At 59.1% G+C, this 20,030-nt stretch carries 19 protein-coding genes; 7 read left to right on the top strand and 12 right to left on the bottom strand.

The window, feature by feature from the left end:
• The first annotated feature begins 2 nt into the window (after positions 1-2).
• Positions 3-3,119, top strand: coding sequence for a multidrug efflux RND transporter permease subunit (locus K3727_12755; protein UWQ89689.1), 3,117 nt, complete (start codon positions 3-5; stop codon positions 3,117-3,119).
• A gap of 149 nt (positions 3,120-3,268) precedes the next feature.
• On the opposite strand, the gene K3727_12750 is transcribed toward K3727_12755, so the two are convergent.
• The 7 genes from K3727_12750 to K3727_12720 all read right to left on the bottom strand — a co-directional run bounded on the left by K3727_12750 (position 3,269) and on the right by K3727_12720 (position 11,448).
• Positions 3,269-3,523, bottom strand: coding sequence for a MoaD/ThiS family protein (locus tag K3727_12750; protein ID UWQ89688.1), 255 nt, complete (start codon positions 3,521-3,523; stop codon positions 3,269-3,271).
• Positions 3,513-5,792, bottom strand: coding sequence for a xanthine dehydrogenase family protein molybdopterin-binding subunit (locus tag K3727_12745; protein ID UWQ89687.1), 2,280 nt, complete (start codon positions 5,790-5,792; stop codon positions 3,513-3,515). The genes K3727_12750 and K3727_12745 overlap by 11 nt, the downstream gene beginning before the upstream one ends.
• A 1-nt stretch (position 5,793) precedes the next feature.
• A complete protein-coding gene (locus K3727_12740) occupies positions 5,794-6,273 on the bottom strand; it encodes a (2Fe-2S)-binding protein (protein UWQ89686.1) in 480 nt (159 codons plus the stop codon).
• A complete protein-coding gene (locus K3727_12735) occupies positions 6,270-7,136 on the bottom strand; it encodes a xanthine dehydrogenase family protein subunit M (GenBank protein UWQ89685.1) in 867 nt (288 codons plus the stop codon). The genes K3727_12740 and K3727_12735 overlap by 4 nt, the downstream gene beginning before the upstream one ends.
• 193 nt (positions 7,137-7,329) lie before the next feature.
• Positions 7,330-8,382 (bottom strand): iron ABC transporter permease, encoded by a 1,053-nt coding sequence (locus K3727_12730; GenBank protein UWQ89684.1) that lies wholly within the window; start codon positions 8,380-8,382, stop codon positions 7,330-7,332.
• Positions 8,372-10,795: an FtsX-like permease family protein gene (locus K3727_12725; GenBank protein ID UWQ89683.1), complete on the bottom strand. Its 2,424-nt coding sequence runs from the start codon at positions 10,793-10,795 to the stop codon at positions 8,372-8,374. Before K3727_12725 ends, K3727_12730 begins: the two co-directional genes overlap by 11 nt.
• Positions 10,792-11,448 (bottom strand): ABC transporter ATP-binding protein, encoded by a 657-nt coding sequence (locus K3727_12720; GenBank protein ID UWQ89682.1) that lies wholly within the window; start codon positions 11,446-11,448, stop codon positions 10,792-10,794. Before K3727_12720 ends, K3727_12725 begins: the two co-directional genes overlap by 4 nt.
• Before the next feature lie 152 nt (positions 11,449-11,600).
• On the opposite strand from K3727_12720, the gene K3727_12715 reads away from it, so the two are divergent.
• The 3 genes from K3727_12715 to K3727_12705 all read left to right on the top strand — a co-directional run bounded on the left by K3727_12715 (position 11,601) and on the right by K3727_12705 (position 13,209).
• Positions 11,601-12,065 (top strand): potassium channel family protein, encoded by a 465-nt coding sequence (locus K3727_12715; GenBank protein ID UWQ89681.1) that lies wholly within the window; start codon positions 11,601-11,603, stop codon positions 12,063-12,065.
• Entirely contained in the window at positions 12,052-12,915 is an 864-nt protein-coding gene (locus tag K3727_12710; protein ID UWQ89680.1) for a YihY/virulence factor BrkB family protein, read from the top strand. The genes K3727_12715 and K3727_12710 overlap by 14 nt, the downstream gene beginning before the upstream one ends.
• A gap of 96 nt (positions 12,916-13,011) precedes the next feature.
• The gene (locus tag K3727_12705) at positions 13,012-13,209 is read left to right on the top strand and encodes a hypothetical protein (protein UWQ89679.1); all 198 of its coding nucleotides are present in this window, start codon (positions 13,012-13,014) and stop codon (positions 13,207-13,209) included.
• 19 nt (positions 13,210-13,228) lie between these two features.
• Here K3727_12705 and K3727_12700 read toward each other — a convergent pair whose 3' ends face one another.
• From K3727_12700 to K3727_12690, 3 genes are all read right to left on the bottom strand, one after another.
• On the bottom strand, positions 13,229-13,945 hold the full coding sequence (locus tag K3727_12700) for an RlmE family RNA methyltransferase (GenBank protein UWQ89678.1): 717 nt from the start codon (positions 13,943-13,945) through the stop codon (positions 13,229-13,231).
• A 76-nt stretch (positions 13,946-14,021) separates the two neighbouring features.
• On the bottom strand, positions 14,022-15,134 hold the full coding sequence (locus tag K3727_12695) for a Ppx/GppA family phosphatase (protein UWQ89677.1): 1,113 nt from the start codon (positions 15,132-15,134) through the stop codon (positions 14,022-14,024).
• Positions 15,135-15,208: 74 nt separating this feature from the next.
• Positions 15,209-15,859 (bottom strand): sulfotransferase family protein, encoded by a 651-nt coding sequence (locus K3727_12690; protein UWQ89676.1) that lies wholly within the window; start codon positions 15,857-15,859, stop codon positions 15,209-15,211.
• 290 nt (positions 15,860-16,149) lie between these two features.
• Here K3727_12690 and K3727_12685 point away from each other — a divergent pair, with 290 nt between their 5' ends.
• Genes K3727_12685 through K3727_12675 form a run of 3 tightly spaced genes read left to right on the top strand, consistent with a single transcriptional unit; the run spans position 16,150 to position 18,470 of the window.
• A complete protein-coding gene (locus K3727_12685; protein UWQ89675.1) occupies positions 16,150-16,446 on the top strand; it encodes a virulence factor in 297 nt (98 codons plus the stop codon).
• A 26-nt stretch (positions 16,447-16,472) separates the two neighbouring features.
• Positions 16,473-17,399: a methylenetetrahydrofolate reductase gene (locus K3727_12680; GenBank protein ID UWQ93363.1), complete on the top strand. Its 927-nt coding sequence runs from the start codon at positions 16,473-16,475 to the stop codon at positions 17,397-17,399.
• A gap of 9 nt (positions 17,400-17,408) precedes the next feature.
• A complete protein-coding gene (locus K3727_12675; GenBank protein UWQ89674.1) occupies positions 17,409-18,470 on the top strand; it encodes a methyltetrahydrofolate cobalamin methyltransferase in 1,062 nt (353 codons plus the stop codon).
• A 157-nt stretch (positions 18,471-18,627) separates the two neighbouring features.
• Here the strand turns inward: K3727_12675 and K3727_12670 are convergent, their stop codons facing one another.
• Positions 18,628-19,791 carry an HD domain-containing protein gene (locus K3727_12670; protein ID UWQ89673.1) on the bottom strand — a complete coding sequence of 388 codons (1,164 nt, stop codon included), beginning with the start codon at positions 19,789-19,791 and terminating at the stop codon, positions 18,628-18,630.
• Positions 19,788-20,030: a hypothetical protein gene (locus K3727_12665; protein UWQ89672.1), complete on the bottom strand. Its 243-nt coding sequence runs from the start codon at positions 20,028-20,030 to the stop codon at positions 19,788-19,790. The genes K3727_12670 and K3727_12665 overlap by 4 nt, the downstream gene beginning before the upstream one ends.

Raw genomic sequence — 20,030 nt, 5'->3', positions numbered from 1 at the left:
ACATGTTCTCCTCCTTTTTTATCTCGCGCCCGAAATTCGCGATCGTCATTTCGCTGGTGCTGACTGTTTTGGGGTTGATCGGCTACATGGCGTTGCCCGTGGCCCAATTCCCTGAAATCACGCCTCCGGTTGTCACGGTGAACGCCAATTACACCGGTGCCAACGCAGAGACCGTGGAAACCAGCGTCGCCGCTCCAATCGAAGCGCAGGTGAACGGTGTGGATGGCATGATCTATATGTCCTCCACCTCTTCAGACAATGGATCCTACAGCCTGTCCGTCACCTTTGAGGTTGGCACCGACCCGGATATCGCGTCGGTCAACGTGCAGAACCGCGTGGCCCAGGCCATGGCATCCTTGCCGGCCGAGGTCACCAGTTCCGGGGTTGTGACGCAAAAGGCATCGTCCAACATGTTGCTCGTGACGGCGCTGACCTCGCCAAACGGGACGTATGACGATGTGTTCCTGTCCAATTATTCGTCCATCAATATCAAGGATGCACTGAGCCGGATTAATGGGGTCGGCAATGCCGATGTTCTGACCGATCTGGAATATGCCATGCGGCTCTGGCTGGACCCCAACAAGATGGCCGGACTGGGCGTGACGCCCGGGGACGTCATAAACGCGGTCCGCGAACAAAACCTCGAAGTGTCCGCAGGTCAGATCGGATCGCCTCCTGTGCCGGGGGATCAGACGTTTCAATACACGATCAAATCCCGTGGTCGTCTGGCAACCACCCGCGAATTCGAAGACATTGTGATCCGCTCCGGTTCAGAAGGAAATCAGGTGCGGGTACGTGATATCGCCCGGGTCGAACTGGGGGCACGCACCTATAACAATTCAGGTTTTCTGGATGACGGACCGGCGTCCATTCTGGCGGTGTATCAGGCTCCCGGAGCCAATGCGCTGGCGGTGGCTGAACAGGTTCGCGCCGAATTGGACCGTCTGTCGTTGACGTTCCCTGATGATGTCGAATACGCGATCCCCTTTGACTCGACGAAATTCGTCGAACAATCGCTCAAGGATGTGATCAGCACGTTGATGATGACCTTTGCGCTGGTTGTGTCGGTTGTCTTTGTCTTTCTTGGCAATTTCCGCGCCACGTTGATCCCGATGATCGCCATTCCCGTGTCCCTGATCGGGACATTTGCGTTTCTGCTGGCCTTTGGCATGACATTGAACACGATCTCGTTGTTCGCGCTGGTGCTGGCCATCGGCATCGTGGTGGATGATGCGATCGTCGTGGTCGAGAATGTTGAACGGTTGATTGCGGACGAAGGGTTGAGTGCCCCGGATGCCACCCGCAAGGCGATGGGGCAGATTTCAGGCCCGGTGATTGCGACGACCCTGGTGTTGTTGGCAGTCTTCGTGCCGGTGACCTTCATGCCCGGGATTACGGGGCGGTTGTATTCGCAGTTTGCTGTGACAATTTCGATTGCGGTTATCATCTCGTCCATCAACGCACTGACCCTGTCTCCCGCGCTTTGCGCCTTGGTGCTCAAACCGCGGTCCGGCCCGCCGCGTGGCCTGCTGGCTGTGTTCGAAGGGGTGATCGGTGGCGTCCGTACCGGGTATGTAGGTATCGTTCGTCGTCTGGTCCGCCTGCCGATCATCGGGTTGGCTATTGTATTAGGGATGGGGGCAGGTCTGGGCGGCCTGTTTTCCATCACACCGAAAGGGTTCATTCCGCTCGAAGACAACGGCTATCTGTTCGTGGATGTTCAACTGCCGGATGCGGCTGCATTGGGGCGAACCGAGCAGGTCGCCGCCCGGTTGCGGGATCAACTGAAACAGGTGCCCGGTGTCGAACATACGGTTCTGGTCAATGGTTTCAGCATGTTGAACGGTGGTTTGCCCAATGGTGCCATGATCATCGTAACCCTGGATCCCTGGGATGACCGGACTGACGACGCGCAGAGCGCCGATGCAATCCTGGCTCAGATCTATGGAATCGCCAACAGCGAAGCGGCGGCCAGTATCGTTGCCTTCAACCCGCCACCGATTTCCGGCCTGGGGATGAGCGCGGGCGTCGAACTGCAAGTGCAACAGACAGGGGGCGGCACGCCCCAGGATCTGTCGGCGGCCTTGGGGTCGCTGGTATATGCGGCCAATCAACGCCCCGAGATCGAACGCGCCTTTACCACCTTTCGGGCCAATGTGCCTCAGGTCTTTGTTGATCTGGACCGGGAAAAGGCCAAAACCCTGCAGGTTGCCATTTCCGAAGTCTTTCAAACCCTTCAGGCCCAATTGGGGTCCTATTATGTCAATGACTTCAACCTGTACGGCCGTGTCTATCGGGTGATGATCCAGGCGGATGGGTCGTACCGGGACAAGGTCGAAGATATCGGCAATCTCTATGTCCGCTCGACCACAGGGGAAATGGTTCCACTGTCGACCCTGGTGGATGTCGAAAACATCCTGGGGCCGGTTCTGCTGAAGCGTCACAATATGTTCCGCTCGGCCACTGTCACGGCCACCCCGGCACCGGGGTTGTCGACAGGTGACGCGATCCGCGTGATGGAGGAATCCGCTGCCGAATCCTTGCCGCCCGGCTATGCCTTTGAATGGACCGGCACGGCGCAGCAACAACAGGACAGCGCGGGTCTCGTACAGGTGATCCTGGTGATGGCAATCCTGTTTGGGTATCTGTTCCTGGTGGCGCAATACGAAAGCTGGACGATGCCGGTCGCAATTCTGTTGTCGGTGATCGTGGCCCTGTTTGGCGCGGTGGTCACGGTGTCGGCAATCGGCAGCGACATCAACCTCTACACCCAAATCGGGATGATCATGTTGATTGGTCTGGCCTCGAAAAACGCGATTCTGATCGTTGAATTTGCGATTGAACAGCATAATGCCGGTAAAACCATCCGCGAGGCCGCAATCGAAGCGGCTTTCCAACGCTTCCGAGCCGTGATGATGACTGCGTTGTCCTTCCTGCTGGGGGTGATCCCGTTGCTGGTGGCTTCTGGTGCTGGTGCAGCCAGTCAAAAGGCCATCGGCTTTGCGGTGTTTGGCGGAATGCTGTTTGCCACAGTGATCGGGGTGATTGTGGTACCAGTGCTATATGCCCTGATGCAGGGTGTGCGCGAACGTCTCAAAGGCGCGGCAAAGCTGACATAAAAAAATCCGCCCTGCCTGTTCATAAGGTGGGGCGGAATTCGCGAACTTAAACCGCTTTTGAACAGGCAATCCCAGCGTTCTCTGACCTAAATGTTCGGGGGGAATTTCCCGGCCGAGCTGCCATTGCACCGGGGCAAGACCCCGTGACGCTACCCGCCTTTTAGCCGCTGCATCAGATAGATTTCATTCTCTGGCCCAACCGTCTGGGTCAGGCTGGTGGCATAGATCCGACCGTCTATTGCCACAGATACCCCTGCATCGATGACAGGACCCAGCCCTGGGTATTCGGACCGCAGTGCCGCCAACATCTGACCGGTGGTGGAGGCCGTAACCTCCACCATTTCCTGCCCATCTGTGTGTCTGCGCAGAGCCGACCACAGATGGACCTGAACCTTAGGCGTCATGGGTGCCAAGCGCGGACAGGATCTTTGGCGGCGACATCGGAAGCGACCGCAGGCGCACACCAGCAGCAGCCGACACCGCATTGGCAATGGCCGCCAGCGGTGGGCAGATCGAGGTTTCACCAACACCGCGCACACCAAACGGGTGGCCCGGGTTTGGAACTTCGACAATGACCGTGTCAATCATCGGCAGGTCCGAAGCGACAGGGATCCGATAGTCAAGAAACACCGAGTTCTGCAACCGGCCATCTTCACCATAGATGTACTCTTCGTTCAGCGCCCAACCGATACCTTGTGCGGCACCGCCCTGATACTGACCTTCCACATAGGTGGGGTGGATGGCCTTGCCTGCGTCCTGGATCACGGTATAGCGGCTGACGCTGGTCTTTCCGGTTTCCGGGTCGACCTCGGCATCCACGATATGGGTGGCAAAGGAAACACCAGCTCCTTCGGGTGTGGCTTCGAAATGGCCCGAGATCGGACCGCCGGTCTGGCCCATGGTGGCGGTGATATCGGCCAGGGGCAGGGGATCGAAGTCACCTGCGTTTGGACCCGACGGAACGGCACAGCCGTCTTCCCATTTCACTGCATCTTCGGGGATGCCCCAATGCTGTGCAGCGCGCTGGCACATTTTTTCAACGGCTGCCCGGGCTGCCTTGATGGTGGCGAGACCGCTGGCATAGGTCACGCGTGAGCCATGGCTGACGTCATTATAGCCCAGTGTGGCGGTATCGGCGATGGTCACCCGGATGTTTTCGTACGGGATGCCCAGAACTTCGGCCGCCATCAACGCCATCGAGGCACGCGAGCCGCCGATGTCGGGGGTGCCAACCGAAACCTGTGCGGTGCCATCTTCGGAAAGTGAAAGAGAAACAGAGGTTTCTCCGCCGTGGTTAAACCAGAACCCACAGGAAATTCCACGACCCTGACCCGGTTTCAACGGGGCGGAGTAATGCGGATGGGCCTTGGCCGCTTCCAGTGTTTCCACCAAGCCGATCCGATCAAACCGTGGTCCGTAAGAGGCTTTGGTGCCCTCTTTGGCCGCGTTTTTCAGGCGGGTTTCGACCGGGTCCAACCCCAATTGGTTGCACAGTTCGTCAATCACGGATTCAACGGCAAAGGCCGCCATAGGTGATCCGGGCGCGCGGTAAGCGGCCTGTTTCGGGCGGTTGCTGACCACGTCATAGCCCAGCTGACTTACGTTTTTCAGGTCATATGGTGCAAAGGCACACATCGCGGTGAATTCCATCGGCGCGCCGGGGAACGCGCCACCCTGTAGGCGAAAGACACCCTGGGCAGCCGTGATGGTGCCGTCCTTTTTCATGCCGATCTTGACGTCCATCGAAGTCGACGACGTCGGGCCTGTGGCGCGGAACACCTCAGAACGGTTCATCACCAGTTTCACCGGGCGGTTGGCCTTGCGGCTGAGCGCCAGAGCGACGGGTTCGATGAACACGGTGGTCTTGCCGCCAAAACCGCCGCCGATCTCGGACGCAGTCACCCGCAATTGCGAGGTTTCCAACCCCAGCAGTGCGGCGCAATGTTTCTGCACATACCAATGGCCTTGGGTACAGCACCACAGCTCGCCCTTGCCATCCATCCCCAGCGACGCCAGGCAGGCGTGGGGTTCGATATACCCCTGGTGGGTGGCCTCGGTTGTGAAATGATCCTCGACCACCAGATCCGCTTCGGCAAAACCGGCATCGACATTGCCATGGCCGCTTTCGTGGGTGCGGACCACATTGGGATGCATGCCTGCGGGCACTGATTCATCGGCGTAGTCGGCATTGATCACCGGCGCGCCATCCTGCATGGCGGCATCGACATCGGTCACATGCGGCAGGATTTCGTATTCGACCTCGATCAATTTGGCGGCATCGCGTGCTGCCAGCGCCGATGTGGCGGCGACAGCTGCAACTGCGTGCCCGTCATACAGGGCTTTTTCGCCCGCCATGACGTTTTCGAGCACATAGCCATATTCACCGGTCAGACCAGTGGCAAAATCCGCACGGGTCACGATGGCTTTGACGCCTTCCAGTGCTTCGGCCTTGTCGGTGTTGATCTTGACGATACGCGCGTGGGCATGAGGCGACCGCACGATTGACGCGAACAACATGCCCGGTGCCTGGGTGTCGGCACCAAAACGGGCGCGGCCGGTGACCTTGTCCAACCCGTCGGGACGGTTGGGAGTCGTGCCAACGTGGTTGAAGTCTTTGGCATTTTCGTCAAACTCGGCACCGCCGGTTTGGGGTTTGTATTCGTCCAAAGCCATATTACGAAGCCTCCCGCATGTCTGCTGCCGTTTCCATGACGGCACGAATGATTTTGTCGTATCCGGTGCAGCGGCACAGGTTGCCGGCCAGCCAGTACCGGACCTCGGTTTCGGTGGGGTCGGGGTTCTTTTCGAGCAGCGATTTGGCCGCCACCAGAATGCCCGGTGTGCAGACGCCACATTGGAGGGCCGCGTGGTCGATGAATTTCTGCTGCAACGGGTGCAGGACGTCGCCATCGGCGATTCCTTCGACGGTGGCAATCTCCTTGCCCTCGGCTTCGGCACCCAGCACCAGACAGGAACAGACCAGACGGCCGTCCAGCGTCACCGAACAGGCTCCGCAGTCGCCGGTGCCACAGCCTTCTTTGGCTCCGGTCAGATTCAGGCGGTCGCGCAGCACGTCCAACAGGGTTTCACGTGGGTCGCACAGGTATTCTACGGAGTCGCCATTCACTGTGGCGCTGACGTGGATCTTGCTCATTTTGCGGCTCCCTTTGCGCGATCATAGGCGATCTTGGCGGTGCGGCGGGCCAGAACACCTGCCACATGGGTGCGGAATTCAATGGTTCCGCGTTTGTCGGTGATCGGATTGCAGGCGGCGGATGCAGCCGCGGCCAGTTTGTCCAATGCGGCGTCATCCAGCGTCGTGCCAATGATCGCATCGGCGCAGTCCTGCACCAGCAGCACGGTGGGGGCGACGGCACCCAGCGACACGCGCGCTTCGACAATGGTATCCCCGTCCAGGCGCAGGTTCACGCCACAGCCCACGACGGCAATATCCATTTCGGTGCGCGGAATGAACCGCAGATAGGCGTCACCGCCGTTGTCGCCACGGGCCGGCAGATGAACGGCGTTCACCAGCTCGCCCTTGGCCAGCGATGTGCGACCCGGGCCTGTTGGAATGTCTTCGACGGCAACCGTACGGTCACCTTTGGGTCCGGTCACCGAAACGGTGGCCCCTGCGGCGACCAGGGCCGGGACCGAATCCGCAGCAGGCGATCCATTGCACAGGTTGCCAACCAATGTGGCACGGCCCTGAACCTGGGTCGATCCGATCAGGTCCATGCCTTCGACCACACCGGGCCAATCCTGTCCCAGTTCCGGGTGTTCGGACATTTCGGCACCCGGGGTCGCTACACCGATGGTCCAACCGCCATCTGCAGCACGGGTAATGTCATGCACACCGGGGATATGTTTGACGTCGATCAGGGTATCAGGGGTGACGATATCGGCGCGCAATTGCACCAGAACGTCGGTGCCACCGGCCAGAAAACGGGTGATCCCGTCACTGTTGGCGGCCAGCTCGACTGCGTCCTTGAAACTGGCTGGGGTATGGTAATCCATTCACGAACCTCGGCTTGCGATTTGTTGTCTTGCGACGGCTTCGAGGCGTGAGGTTAGGGGAAGGACGAAGGCGCGTCCATCTAAAGGCGACATCTTTTGGACGTTTTCCACACCGGTTCAAAAAATCTGCGCATCCCATGGATGGTGAGGTGTCCAAGGAAATCGGGAAACATCTGTCTCTATGGCCAGATTTTCATTCATATCCGGTCATTTCCAGGTACCCGCTTCCGCTGTGGCTGCCGCTGATCTGGACCGGTCCCTCCCAATACGGAAAGGACGTGTCCATCCAAGCATCAGGATTCAGAGCGTCAATTATGAGATCCAGGTTTCGAGTCTCCACCGTGACCTGCCAGGAGGTCGCAAGGGACCGGCCTGCGGTTTGGACAGAGTTCAATGGCCGGGCCTGAAACTGTCCGGGGAGCAGGGGAACCGTGGTGCCGTCTGCTCCGATCCAGGTGCCCGATGTGAACACAGAGTCCTGTCCGCGCAGCCGAAACCCCATCAGTTTATTGCCGTCCTCCAGACTGAGTGAAAACCAGTCCCAGCCGGTTTGGTCCTGATCCAATGGCTGGCTGGACCATTCGCGGTCAAACCACCCCTGACCTGACACGGTAACCGGCCCGCGTGGTGTGGTCACAGTGCCCGTAATCTCATAGCGCGGTTGTGAATAGTAATGGCTGGCCTGTCCCGACGCGGATTTGACCGAATAGCCGTGCGTGCCGTGCAATACCAATGGCCCGCGTGCCTGCAGGGACAGATCATAGGAAAACTCTGACCCGCTGGCCCGCAAAGATACGTTGTCCAGGGTCGCTCCGGCCATCTGCCATTCGTCGATCCAGGCCGAAAACGGAACAGCCGTGACACCGGCCTGCCCGATGCCACCACGGGCCAACCGTTCTGCCACATAGTGCTGGTCAGCAGTGGTCAGCGCGGCATGGCCCATCCAGAGCTGACCGTTCTTCCATCCCGGCGTGTCATCCGGGCGCAGGGCAGACCGGAACAGGGTCCACTGCACGCCATACGCCTGGCCCGTATCATCCCGCAGGTTCGCGGTCAGATACCACCATTCAATGCGATATTGCGGATGTGCTCCGTGATCCTGTGGAAACCTCAGAACCGTGCTGCGATCCGGTATGGCAAAGCCGTCCGCCTGTGTGCCAAGACCAGCGAACCCTTGGGCCAGGGCCGCCAGTGGCATCAGGAAAGCCAGACAGGTCACCAGAAGGCGAATCAGTTTAACGTTCATTGGCGAACACCTTGAGCAGATCGACCGGTGCGATGCGCAACAATTTTAACGCAGGCCACGCAGCTGCGAGGATCGCCGACAGAATCGTCAATCCGAACAATCGCAGCCAATCGCCGGGAAACAGATACATTGGCAAGGCCCAGCCAAAGGCCTGTACATTGATGATCGTCAACAACACCCAGGCCAGCACCAGCCCCAATGGCAACGCAATGATCGACGTCAGCGCGGCCAACAGGACACTGCGCAAGATTTCGATCCGGGCCAGAACGGGGCGGGTCACGCCCATGGCCCAAACCGGAGCCAGCTGTGGCTGGCGCTGGCGCCAGACGGTCAACAGGCTGGTCAACATGGCGAAACAGGCCACGCCCAAAGTCAGGACGTTCAACGCCCCCGTCACCACAAAGGTCTTGTCAAAAATCGCGAGCGACCTGGATTTTATTTGGGCCTGATCGACCAGCGCGCCCGCCGGGAGGTCAAACTCGGATCGGATGCGTTGGATCATTCCCGCTACCTGGGATTGGGGCAGGCGCAGTCCGAACTGGCGGATCGGGAGGTCCGGAGACTGTTCCAACAGACGCTCCAGCGCGGCGATGACCTGGCCATTGGGGTTGCCGTAATCGGAGTATACCCCGACCACGGGTACCAGCCAGTCGGGACCCAGCTTCAGATCGGCCCCTGGCCACAGCCCGTGCTTGCGCGCCAACTGTTCGTTGACCAGAACGCCGTTGCCCGCCATCACCCTGTCCCAGGCCGCGTCGTTTGCAGTCAGGATCGGCCAATTTTCACGGTAACTCGGGTCGTCGACCACGCCATAAATGCGCACCAGCTCACCCATCACGGCCGTTTCGGACCAGCGAATTGGCAGCGCGATGACCTGTTGGTCGTCAAACCACCGGTGCAGGGCATAACCTTGGGCATCGGTTCGGGCAGTCACATAAATTTCGGCTGATAATCTCTGATCCATCCAGCCGAGAAAGGTCAGACGAAAGCTGGACACCATCGTGCCGACCCCAATGTTGGTGGCCAGCGCCAGCAACAGCGCCATCAATGCCAACGACAGGGCAGGGACCTGGGCCCGTGTGTCGGCCCAGACCCATTCCATCAGCGCGGATTTGGCACTGCGCGACCCAACACGCAAAACGCCAGACAGCACAGGCGGCAACAGGAGCGCGGTGCCCAGCATCGTGCCACCCAACAAAGCGAACCCGGCGATCAATCCGTCAAACAACATGAACACGGCCACTCCTGCGGCTGCCAGCGCAACACCTGAATTGGCCTGCCAGCGCCGCGTTACACCAGATACCCGCGCCCAGGCCTGTTGACCGGGAGCCGACAACAACGGCAAATGGGCGAGCTTCCACAAGGCTTGGGCGCTGGCAATCACCGTGCCCCCCAGCGCCATGGCCAATCCCGATGCCACCCACGACGGGCGCAGCGTCAACCCGCCCTGAACCGGCGCGCCATACAATCCGCGCAGGGTGGCGGCGACATCTGGCAACAATGCCGCTGCGATCAGATACCCCAGGACCAGCCCCAATCCCCCGGAGACCAATGCCAGCACCAGAAGTTCGCCCAAAGCGCACAGGACAAGACCGCGCAAAGGCACACCCATGGCGCGCAGGCTGCGTACCAATCCACGCCGCTGTTCAAACACCAACCCGATGGTGGCATGGACGATGAACAGCCCGACGGCAAACGACAGCAGCCCAAAGGCGCTGAGATTCAGGTGAAAGCTGTCAGTCAGCCGCGCCGCAGCTCCCACCTGGTCCGGTTCGATCCGCTGCAGATCCGGGGCCAGTTGCTCCAGCGACGGCAGGCCAGGGATTTGATCCGGCAGGATCAGCACCCGCGAGATCTCTCCAGGTTTGGAAAGCAGGTCTTCGACCAGCCCGATATCACCCAGAATGGTTCCGGCCGGAACCCGATCGCTGAAGGTGACCGGAGGTATATTCGGTATGCCTGACAATTCCTGTTCAAGATCGGGTCCGGCAAACAGCCGCCCGGGTGGGCGCAGGATATCCAAGGCAGAGCCGGGATTGGCCGGTCCGGTGGATGATTCCGTTGCAAGCACCGGCAAGAGCGGGTGCGTCAACAGATCCACACCGATCAGGTTATAACTGTCCCGGTTCAGCCGCCATCGCCCTTCGAGCACCGGAGCCAGTTTCCACCCGGTCCTGCGCAATGCCACATACTGCGACAGGGGCAATGTTCCGGCCTTGGGCACAAGCGCCGCGAGATCCACGCTGCCCAATTGGGTCATGGCGCGGTCATAGTTTGACCTTGCCTCGCCATTGATGGCCTGTACCGCCGACCAGAGCGACGTCGCCAGGGCCATGCCCAGAATCAGCAGCACCAGCTGACCGGGGTGGCGGCGCCACAAGGACAGCCAGCCCAGGAGCGTAACCCGGATCATTGCAGATGGCCGCCAGACAGATGCAGCCTGCGGTTCAGCCGGTTCGCGATCTGCTGTGAATGGGTGACAAGAAACAGGGCTGTACCGCTGTCAGCAACCAGATCCAGCATCAGATCCAGCACGGCCTGGCTGGACGTTTCATCCAGGTTTCCGGTTGGCTCGTCAGCCAAAAGCAACAGTGGCCGGGGGGCCAAGGCCCGCCCGATGGCGACCCGCTGTTGTTGGCCGCCGGACAATTGTTCGGGGAAACGGTCGGTCAGGTCGGACAACCCCAATCGGTCGATCAGCTGATTGACCCAGGCCTGATCATGCTGCCCGGCCAGCCGCGCCTGAAAGGTGACATTCTGAAGAACGCTTAGCGACGGGATCAGATTGAACTGTTGAAACACCAGCGCCAGACTCTGTCGACGCAGCGCCGCACGCCCTGTGTCGCCCAACGCGCCATAGGTCTGGCCCATCAAAGTAATCTCGCCGCTGTCAAGTGTGTCCAACGCTCCGACCAGATGCAGCAGGGTCGATTTCCCGGACCCGCTTTCGCCAGTCAGGGCCAGCGTATCTCCGGCCGCGAGATCCAGCGAAACATCCCTCAGAACCGCCCGCCCCATGTTCTGGCCGGAATAGGTCTTGGTCACATTTCGAACCGACAACAACATTGGGGCTTTCCTTCACCGACTTGCGGATCCTGCAAAGAAATGGTCCTTTACATCAATAGGTTCAAATGCGTTTCTGTCCAGTGACCATTGCCGCCATGGTGTCGCGACGTCCGCAACCCCGATACACATTCAGGCCAACCCGGAGGCCCAACATGACTTTGCTCCATCAACTGTTGTGGGGATCTCTATATCTGTGCATCTGCCTGCTGATTGAAGGCACCCTGTTGCTGGTGTGCATTTCTGTTCTTCAGTGGCTGGGAAAGCGATTGCTGGGGATAATGACCATCGGCCATAACGCGGTGCTTTTGCTGACCTCTCTGGCCTTCATCCTGTTGGCGCATTCATTACAGGTCTGGGTCTGGGCTGTGGCGTTTGTTTTCAGCGGAGCCTTGCCGGATTGGAATACGGCGGTCTATTTCTCGCTGATCTCTTATACCGCATTGGGGTATGGCGATGTTGTCCTGGGGCCGGGGCTCAGGATCTTTGGCGGCTTTTCCGCCGTTACCGGCCTGTTGGCCTTTGGAATCAGCACCGCCTTTCTGGTGGCCGTCTTGGGGCAGGCCCTGCGCCAGACCATGCACATAGGGTCAGGAGACCATGAACATGACCACAAATGACCCGTCGGTCTATTGGCGTGCGCTGATTTCGGCGCTTGGCCGGTTCAACCGCAAGAACGGCTGGGTAATGAGCAGCCATGTCGCGATGTCGATGATGTTGGCCTTGTTTCCCTTTGTCCTGTTCACGGTGGCGCTGTCCGGGGCGGTCGCGGAAATGTGGTCCACGGACGTCCAACGCGCGGACATGATCAATCTGGTGTTCGGTGCCTGGCCGGACCAGATTTCTGAACCAATCGTGTCGGAACTGAATGCGGTGCTGTCTGCTTCGGGGTCGAAGCTGATGACGATTGGTGGGATTTTGACCTTGTATTTTGCCTCAAACGGGGTGGATGCGGTTCGTGTTGCCATGACACAGGCCTATCACGAAGACGATACACGCCCCTTTTGGCGGTCGCGGTTGGTGTGCATGGGGTTTGTCATGGCCGGCGGGGCAGGGGTTCTGGCGATTGCCGTGCTGGAACTGGCTTTGCCGTTGTATACGAGCCTGCTGAATGCCGCCTTTCCCGATGAGGTCACAGAGGTGTTTTCATCAGACAACCTGAGCCGCGGCATGATTGCGATCACGCCGATTTTGGCTGTTCTGGCGTGTCATCGTTGGCTGCCGGGTCACAGCCATACAATCCGGGAGATTTTTCCGGGTGTGATCTTGACTGTTGTGCTCTGGGTGCTGGCCGGTTGGGGGTTTGCCTATTATATCGCGCAGTTCGCCAGCTATTCCGCCACCTATGCCGGGTTGGCCGGGGCGATGGCGGCTTTGATTTTCCTGTACCTGAATGCGGCGATCTTGATCCTGGGGGCGGAATTCAACGGTGCGTTGTTACAGGAAGACCCGAACCAGGATTCGGCCTGACCGGCAACAAATTGCCTTTTTCGCGTCATGGCTGGCGCAAAGTCTTTGTTTACGGCTGTGGGCTAACCTGTCTGCCGCTGCCGAGGAAAGACTGTCATGCCAGCTGCCAATTTTGATGAGACTGCGCCACCACGTCATGCGCAATTGTTCGAACTGATCCGACAGGAAAACCTGTCGGACCGGATTTCATCGCGGTTGAAGTTCAAGAAACGTCGAAGAAGTCCGGTCAGCCAGACACACCGGCAATTTCTGGAGCGCGCCAATCAGTCGTGGGGTCCGTCCCGACCGTCCTGAGACCGAGACGAAACACAGGTCAGCCGCGATATCCCATGGCGACAACGAATTTTTCGGAACTGTCCGACCGCGACGAGGGCGGTTTCATATAGCCGACCTTGGTGAATTTCTGTTTCAGGAGCTTTTGCAGCTCGCCTTCGGCCCCACCAGCCAGGACCTTGGCAACAAAGGTGCCGCCCTCTTCGAGCACATCAAAGGCGAAATAGGCGGCCGCCTCGCACAGGGCGATGATCCGCAAATGGTCGGTTTGTTTGTGTCCGGAGCTGGCAGCTGCCATGTCGGACATCACCACATCGGCCTTGCCACCCAGCCACTCCTTGACTTGTAGATCAGCGTCATCGGCCATGAAGTCCAAAACATGGAATTCAGCACCAGCCAGCGGTTCAACCTCTTGCAGATCGACGCCTAAAATGGTGCCTACCTTTTTACCGGGCTTTTCTCCCAAGGTGTTGACCCGTTTGACAGCGACCTGACACCAGCCGCCCGGGGCGCAACCCAAATCGACCACACGGGCACCTGGAACCAAAAAGCGGAACTTGTCGTCCACCTCCATAATCTTGAATGCCGCGCGACCACGATACCCTTCGACCTGGGCGCGTTTGACATAGGGGTCGTTCAATTGTCGTTGCAGCCACCGGGTCGAGCTGAGCGTGCGCCCACGGGCGGTTTTGACCTTGACCGTCAGGTCACGCAATCCGCGACCGGAATTGTTCTTGCCGCTGGGAGTCTTTGCCATGGTCTGTCACCTGTGTCGTCGTCTGGGCCGGAGATCGAGGTATCGGTCCCGCATATATAGAGAATGTGGCGAGCTTTCAGAAGGGCCCGTCTTCCAGAACGCCATCTGCGCTCATTTGGGCATAGAGTAAACCCTCGCGCAGTCCCCGATCTGCCACGGACAGACGATCTGTCGGCCAGCACCTCAATAGCGCCTGAAGGATCGCAGAACCAGACATGATCAACGCCTGCCGGTCTTCGCCGATCCGCGGATCCTTGCGTCGCCCCAGGGGTCCCAGATCCAGATAGCCGCGGATGACCTTGTCAATCTGATCGCTGGTCATGCGCAGCCCGTCCACTTTGGTTCGGTCATACCGTTTCAGCCCAAGATGCGTTGCCGCAACCGTTGTCACCGTGCCTGACGTGCCGACAATCTGGAACCCGGCGCGGGCCTGTTCGTCCTTGTAGGGTGCAAAATCGGCCAGGTTTTCTTCAAAGAACCAACTCATCAATGCAAAGCGCGCAGAATCGTCTTCGACGTCGTTGAACTGATCGCGCAGGGTGGCAACGCCCAAGGGCACCGAAATCCAATCGACCACCTTGGCGGCGGGAAACGGGCTTTCGGCGGGGTGAAACCCGGCGTGCAGCCGCATGATCGCTGATGGGCGGTCGCGCCGCGGCACAGACGAAATGTCGATCCACACCAATTCCGTCGACCCACCACCGATATCCACCACCAATAGCTGCTCTGTCTTGGTGCTGACCAGTGGTGCACAAGAGATCACTGCCAGACGGGCTTCTTCCTCGGGCTGGATAACCTCGAGCGTCAAACCGGTTTCGCGTTTGACCTGGCGAATGAATTCACGGGAATTGCGGGCCCGACGGCAGGCTTCTGTGGTGACCAGGCGCATCCGGCGCACCCGGTTGCGTTTCAGTTTCTGCTGACAGATGCGCAGGGCCTGAACGGTGCGCGCCATCGACGAACGGGACAAGCGGCCCGTTCGTTCCAACCCGGCACCCAGCTGCACCGATTTGGAGAAGCTGTCCACCACATGAAAGCCGCTGCCCTTGGGTTGGGCAATCAGCATTCGGCAACTGTTCGTACCCAGATCCAACGCCGCGTAAAGCGCGTCGGGGTCGGGCTGTTTTGGCGCGGGGCTCTCGACCGCTCTGGGGAATGCGCCCGCACCTTTGGGACGCTTGGGCGCCATGATTCACGCCCTCCGATTATCGTGTTACCTTTGACAATAGGCACGGCAATCCCAGACCGCAAGCTGTGTAGGCCTCAGGCGAACGGATTGTCGAAATAGTCAGAGAGAAGATCGTAATCCTCGGCCAGAAAAGCCCGTACCTGATCTTGTGTCTCGGGCTTTAGGTCGTTGAAATCCAGTTTTGCTTTGCTTTTGTTGGCGTGTTTGGAGGAGAGCGAAACCCCGGTATGGGCGCTGAGGTCCAGCGCCACTTGGGCCATCTCGTTGGTTCGATAGACCTTGTCATACAGGCTCAGATCAACGCCGGTAAACATATAGGTGGGAAAAACGTGGTGCTTGATGACCGAAGACAAGGATGCGTACCGTTGGATATTTCCAAAAAACACGTCAGGGTCCGGATCCAGCGGCAATTCGCTTTGACGGCGCAATCGACGGCTGTTGTACAGGTCGTTCCTGCCGACAACGCGATCCGTGTAAACTGACATCAGCCGTTTGACCGGGTCGCGTACAACCGTGAACCGAAACGCGTCAGGAAGCGCAAGAAGTTTGTCGCCCCGCCACCGTCGGGTTTGAAAGGCAGCGTGATGGGCGGCTTCCCTGTCTTCACCGTCTTGATCTGAAACCGCTTCGGGAACCAGATCGGCAAGCATCGCTTTGACCGACGAACACCCGGCCTTGGGGACGGCCGCATAGACCACCCCGAACTTTTCTACCGAAATTACCATTTGTCCTGCTCATTTTTCGACAGTTTTTCCTGTCCCATTTCGATTGTCAACATTCCCCGTCCCGTGCCCCACCGGGCAAAAACAGGAGGGCGGGTGACAGTGCTGTCAGACTCATCATCATGTTGAACAGAATGATCCCGGCACCCGGTGGCCATCCATTCAGGATGCGAATAAAACACCACCGCATACAAAAGGTCGCTCTCAAGGACTGTGTTGTCGAAATTCGACCATTGAAACTGTGCGCACCGCATTAGAACCGGACCACCAGCTAAAGAGGACGGATTCCAGCAATGCCCGACGTCACAATCGTATATTGGCGCGACATTCCAGCCCAGGTCATCGTGGGCAAGGGACGCCGCGGAGCCAAGCGTCAATTGGAAGAACGCTTTGAACAGGCGATCGACCGAGCGGCGATGAAGGTCAACGCCAAGGACGCGGATGCCTATTTGGCAGAATGGCGCAAGGCCGCGCCAGTTTCGGTCGAGGGAGATCCCGCCGAAGTGGCAGAGGCTGAAGCTGTCCGCCTGGAAACGGAATATGATCAGGATCGCCTCAAGGTGCTGATCGCGAATGACGGATGGGCATGAGCCTGACATCTTTTTGGGAGGCCGCAATGGCTTTGTTGAACTTCAAGAAACGTGACGCCGCTGGCGCACAGCCCGTCAACCCGCAGGTCGAAGCCCTTTTGCAGGGGTATTCGATCGAAGTCATGCCCCGGACCGCGGCCAAGGTTGACAGCTTCCGTGACCTGCTGCCCGAAGGCACGCGGGTTTACATCGCCCATATCGAAGGCACCCCGATCGAAGAAATGGTGGACACGGCCAAGCGCCTGAATGCCGAAGGTTACCCGGTGATGCCGCATTTCCCCGCGCGCATCATCAAGGACCAGGCCACACTGGCCGATTGGATCAACCGCTATCAGGGCGAAGCCGACGTCAAGCAGGCGTTGCTGCTGGCCGGCGGTGTTGCCAATCCGCATGGTGCGTTTCACAGCTCGATGCAGCTGTTGGAAACCGGTCTGTTCGACAAGGCAGGGTTTGAAAACCTGCATGTGGCGGGACACCCCGAAGGCAACAAGGACATCGACCCTGATGGATCGACCAAAAACGTTGCCGAAGCGCTGCAGTGGAAACAGCAGTTCTCCGAGCGCACCGATGCCAAGATGGCACTGGCAACCCAGTTCGCCTTTGAAGCCGGACCAATCATTGAATGGGCCAATGCAGTCAAAGCCGCAGGCGTTGATATTCCGATCCACATCGGTATCGCGGGCCCGGCAAAACTGCAGACCCTGATCAAATTCGCCATCGCCTGTGGTGTTGGCCCGTCACTGAAGGTTCTGCAAAAGCGCGCGATGGACGTGTCCAAGCTGCTCCTGCCCTATGAGCCGACAGATGTTCTGACCGAACTGGCAGCCCACAAGGCCGCCAACCCGGACTTTAACATCACCAATGTCCACTTCTTCCCGTTGGGTGGCATCAAAACCAACGCCAACTGGGCAATCAACAATGGCGGCGCTTCGGCAAAGCCGGTCAATTCCTGAGGATCAATAATGACCCGTACAGTCGTAGAATCAAAAACAAAAACAGCGGTCCTGGGCTTTGACGAGCCGTTCTGTGTGATCGGTGAACGGATCAACCCCACCGGCCGTAAGAAGCTGGCTGCCGAGCTGGAAGCCGGTGACTTTTCCACCGTGGAAAAAGATGCGCTGGCCCAGGTTGCTGCCGGGGCGACCATTCTAGATATCAACGCGGGTGTGGTGTATAACTCGAACCCGAACCCCAATGAAACCGAACCGCCGCTGATGACCAGGATCGTCGAAATGGTGCAGGGGCTGGTTGACGTTCCGCTGTGTATCGACAGCTCGGTTCCTGGCGCACTGGAAGCTGGCCTGGCCGCTGCCGAAGGTCGTCCTCTGTTGAACTCGGTCACAGGCGAAGAAGACCGCCTGGAGCTGGTTCTGCCGCTGGTCAAGAAGTACAATGTTCCCGTCGTGGCAATCTCGAACGATGACACCGGTATCTCGGAAGATCCCGATGTCCGTTTTGAAGTCGCGAAGAAAATCGTGCAGCGTGCGGCCGATTTTGGAATCCCGGCCCATGATATCGTGGTCGACCCGCTGGTGATGCCGGTTGGTGCCATGGGGACAGCCGGTTTGCAGGTGTTTGCGCTGGTGCGCCGCCTGCGCGAGGAACTGGGCGTGAACACCACCTGTGGTGCGTCCAACATTTCCTTCGGTCTGCCGAACCGTCACGGCATCAACAACGCCTTCCTGCCGATGGCCATGGGCGCGGGCATGACATCCGCGATCATGAACCCGGTCGCTTTGCCAACCGGTCCCAAGAAGATCGCTGAAAAACGCGCCGAAGTGGAAGCATCGGGTATCATCCTGCCTGCGGACATGGACGACGAGACATTCTGCCAGATGTTCGGTCTGGGCTCCACCAAATCGCGTGCGGGCAAGGAAATGGAAGCCATCCGTGCAGCGAATTTCCTGACCAACAATGACCCGCATGGGGGTGAGTGGATCAAATTCAACAAGGCCCCTGCCAAAGAGGGTGAAGAAACCCGGGGTCGCGGTGGACGCGCCGGTGGGCGTCGCCGTCGCGCCTGATCCGGTTCTGGAACAGATTGCAAAAGGCCGGGTGTTTCGCCCGGCCTTTTTCGTTTCAGTGTCGGATAGCGTCAGGTCGAGGTGGGGGCGCTGCCCCCGCCGCGCGAAACGCGCGTCTCCCCCGAGGTATTTTTAACCAGAAAGAAGCAGGGTCGGGTTACAGATCGGCCAGGGCCGGACCCAGTTGCGGATACAGCCACTCCCAAAGCGCAGGCGCGCCGCGTATAACTGGGACACCAACACGGTGTTCCATTTGCGTCAGCGTTACCTTGTAATCGCGCCAGGTGCCGCCACCGTTGTTCAGGTTCAATACGGGCACCTGAAACCGGTCAACGGCCTTGGCGAATTGTGCATCCGCCGTTTGCGCTGCTTCGAATTCATCCCAGAGCGCGCGCAGTTGCTGTTCCTGGTCGCCTGGCAGCAACCCGAACAGACGATCCGCTGCGGCCTGTTCAAGGGCCGCAACCGCATCGTGATCGACCTGTCCGTGGATCGGGTTATCCCCGGCGTCGATTTCGACAATGTCGTGAATCAGGAGCATTTGCAGTACGCGATCGTGATTTACATTGGGGGCGGCATATTCCTGCAAAACCCACGCATAGATCATGATGTGCCAGCTGTGTTCGCCCGAGTTTTCACGCCGCGACCCATCCGCAAGCCGCGAAGCACGGTAGATCTGTTTCAATTGATCCGCTTCGTTGAGAAAGTCCAGTCGCCTGCCAAATGGTTCGTCGCGCGGTGCCGCGGCCCCGGAGGGGTGTGTTCCGAGCAATCGACACGCATGGGCATGGGCCGCCGGGAATTCCTGACAAAGATTTGCCGCGCGCCCGCTGGTCAGATTGTCACGTACAATGGCGACATGATCTGAGGGGGGAGAGTCGGCGCAGAGCGTTTGAAAGATGGGCTGGCAGCGGTCCAGCGTCTTTGCAAATCGGGCAGTGTCGGTCCGGTCATCCTCGAATTCCTGCCACAGGGCCCGCAGGTTGGCCCCCTGTTCCGATGGCAAGAGCCCAAAGAGACGATCCGCCGCCTGTTGTTCTGCCTGTTGAACAGCGCTCCAATCCGTGTCCAGATGGATTGGGTGATCCCCAACGTCGATTTCCACCAGATCATGCAATAACAACATGCGCATGGCCCGCAGGGCATCAACGGCATCGCCAGAAAAGGGGGCCAGGATCAGGGCGTAAAGCGCCAGGTGCCAGCTGTGTTCGGCCGAGTTTTCCCTGCGGGATCCATCCAGCAGAAGATTGGCGCGGTCCACCGATTTCAGGCGGTCGCATTCCAGCAAAAAAGCGACCTGGGCGTCCAGCCGCGCAGTCACGGCTGTCCCTTGTTGGCGACGGATGCTTTGGCCGCGGCGATTTTCTTGTTCAGGAAACGCCGGGCGGTGCGCTCGGCCAATCGAACCCGAATTTCGGTCAGATAGGCCTCTTCGAGCGATTGAGACGCGGCTGCCAGAACGTCGCCGACTTCGACATACAGGCGATCTTCGCCGGTGGCGTCCATCACCTTGACGGTGTCTTCGGCCAGTTTGGCGGCCAGCGTTTCGATTGTGCCCAT

The organism is Rhodobacteraceae bacterium M382, assembly GCA_025141015.1.
In the GTDB taxonomy this organism is placed as follows: domain Bacteria; phylum Pseudomonadota; class Alphaproteobacteria; order Rhodobacterales; family Rhodobacteraceae; genus Aliisedimentitalea; species Aliisedimentitalea scapharcae.
This window is presented reverse-complemented; position numbering and strand designations above follow the sequence as displayed.